General features: G+C 60.0%; 2 protein-coding genes and 2 pseudogenes. All 4 read left to right on the top strand.

Annotated features, from left to right (window positions below):
- A pseudogene (locus tag RTX98_RS20625) lies at positions 1–256 on the top strand (cell division protein FtsZ); the annotation flags it as partial.
- A gap of 254 nt (positions 257–510) precedes the next feature.
- Complete coding sequence (lpxC, locus tag RTX98_RS20620) at positions 511–1,461, top strand: UDP-3-O-acyl-N-acetylglucosamine deacetylase (protein ID WP_312798753.1); 951 nt, start codon at positions 511–513, stop codon at positions 1,459–1,461.
- A gap of 195 nt (positions 1,462–1,656) precedes the next feature.
- Positions 1,657–2,493, top strand: a complete 837-nt coding sequence (locus RTX98_RS20615; protein WP_312798754.1) for an outer membrane protein assembly factor BamD — start codon at positions 1,657–1,659, stop codon at positions 2,491–2,493.
- A gap of 12 nt (positions 2,494–2,505) precedes the next feature.
- Positions 2,506–2,597: pseudogene (locus RTX98_RS20610) on the top strand (DNA repair protein RecN); the annotation flags it as partial.

Raw genomic sequence — 2,597 nt, 5'->3', positions numbered from 1 at the left:
GGGCTTGTTGAAGCGCCTGACTACCGGTTTGTCGCGTCGCGAAGAAGAGCCTGCCCGTCTTCAGCCTGCTCAGCCGCGTGAGCCGCGCTTGCGTGAAGCGCAGCCGCAGCCGCGTTCGGCAGGCCAGGACGCCGGTCTTTATGCACCGCGCCGTGGCCAGCTCGACGATCATGGCCGCCAGGCACCGCAGCCGCGCGCTGTGCAGGAAGAGGACCAGCTGGAAATTCCGGCCTTCCTCCGCCGCCAGTCGAACTAAGCAGCTTCACAGCTGACGAGACTTGTAACGGGCGGGCGCTTGGGCGCTCGCCCGTTTTTGCAAACGGTATTTATTTACAATGGCTTAACACTTTGCCGGTGCAACTTACCTCGTAACAACGGGTAAGAATTGGTGATTTTGTTGAAGCGCCCTCGGGCACTATCTTGCAGCCAAATCAAAGCCGCAAATGGCTCGATTCCGCGAAGGCTGTTTCTGCCTGCGGTTTGCTAGACGAACGCATGACTGGACGAGATATGGGTGCACCAACGCTGGATTGTCAGACGACGCTGAAGTCACGCGTGTCCCTGTCGGGCGTCGGCGTGCACAGCGGCAAGCCGGTCTCGATGCATTTCAGTCCTGCGGATCCCGATACGGGAATCACTTTCGTGGTTTCCAGATCAGGCGAGCAAACCGGCGAAATTAGGGCACTATTCTCCGAGGTCGGTTCGACCGATCTGTGCACGGTGCTGGGTGATCCGGCCGGGCTGCATGTCGCAACTGTCGAGCATGTCATGGCTGCGCTTTATGCGATGGGCGTCGACAACGTTACGATCGAGATGGACGGCAATGAAGCGCCGATCCTCGACGGCAGTGCCGAGCCGTTCGTGGACGCCTTCGACCAGGTCGGGCTCGAGAAGCAATCGGTTTCGCGCCGTTATATCCGCGTTCTGAAGCCGATCCGCGTCGAGAATGGCGCGTCTTGGGCTGAGTTCCGGCCGTTTGCCGGCACCAAGTTCGAGGTCGAGATCAATTTTTCCGACAAGGCGATCGGCCGTCAGGCATTTTCCGCGCCGCTGGAAGCCGATTTCTTCCGCACCGAAATCTCGCGCGCCCGCACCTTCGGCTTCATGAAGGACGTGGAGCGTTTGTGGGCAGCCGGCTACGCCTTGGGCTCCTCGCTGGAAAACTCCGTCGTGATCGGCGAGGACGGCCGCATCATCAATCTCGAAGGCCTGCGTTATTCCAACGAGTTCGTGCGCCACAAGATGCTGGACGCGATGGGCGACTTGGCTCTGGCCGGCGCGCGCTTCCTTGGCTCGTTCCATTCGTATCGCGGTGGCCACAAGCTCAATGCAGCCGCCTTGCACGCATTGTTGTCGGATCGCTCGGCTTTCGAGATTGTCGAAACCACGCGTCGCGAGCGTGGCCGGTCAATCGAGATGGTTGCCGTGAACGCGCCTGTGTTCGCGCCCTGGAACATCTGATCTGTCTTGGCGATCAGCGGGGCTTGCCCGGCTGTGGGCAAGCTGCCTGAACATGGCTTGCTGCCACAAAATTGCACCAATGCGTGAACATAGCGTTGCTCCTCATGGGCGATGTGGTCTATGGCGGGGCGACGAGATCCGCATGCAGCTAAGTGCGGAGAGGGGTGTTTGATGGCCGTTTCGACCTTTCGAACGATGACAGCGCGCAAGATCGCGCTTCTGAGTGGACTGGCAATTCTGCCGTTGAGCCTGGGCGCGTGCGCGTCCAATGACGACATCGACCTGGCCACGTATGTCGAGCAGACCGAACCGGCCGATCAGCTTTACAATCAGGGCCTCGCGAACCTGAACGCCGGTCGCCTCAACGAGGCGAGCAAGAAGTTCGAAGCGGTGGATCGCCAGCATCCCTATTCGGAGTATGCTCGCAAATCGATGGTGATGGGCGCCTTCACCAATTACCGGCAGGGCAAATACGAGGAAGCCATCAACCAGGGTAAGCGCTATGTGCAGCTTTACCCATCCTCGGAAGACGCGGCTTACGCCCAGTACATCGTCGGCCTGGCTTACTTCCGCCAGATCAAGGATGTGACGCAGGACCAGAAGGAATCGCGCCGCGCCATCGAAGCGATGGAAGAAGTCGAACAGCGTTGGCCCGACTCAGAATATGTTGAGGACGCGAAAGCCAAGATTCGCTTCGCCCGCGACCAGCTGGCCGGCAAGGAAATGCAGGTCGGCCGTTATTACCTCGAGCGCCGCGAATATATCGCTGCTGCGAAGCGTTTCCGCTACGTGGTGGAAGTTTACGGCAATACGCGCCACGTCGAGGAGGCGCTTGCACGCTTGACGGAAACCTATCTTGCGATGGGTCTGGCGACGGAAGCACAGTCGGCCGCCGCGGCTCTCGGGCAGAATTACCCGGACAGCCGGTGGTACAAGGATTCCTACACGTTGCTGCAGTCCGGCGGGCTTGAGCCGCGTGCCAATCCCGGCTCGTGGCTGTCCAAGGTCGGATCTGCAATCGCCGGCACGTAATCATCGCGCCTGATGCTCACGCATCTTTCGATCCGCGATATCGTCCTGATTGAACGTCTTGAGATCGACCTTTCGGCCGGTCTCTCGGTGCTGACCGGCGAAAC

Origin of the sequence: Tianweitania sp., assembly GCF_032053605.1 — a bacterium.
Lineage (GTDB): Bacteria > Pseudomonadota > Alphaproteobacteria > Rhizobiales > Rhizobiaceae > Tianweitania.
This window is presented reverse-complemented; position numbering and strand designations above follow the sequence as displayed.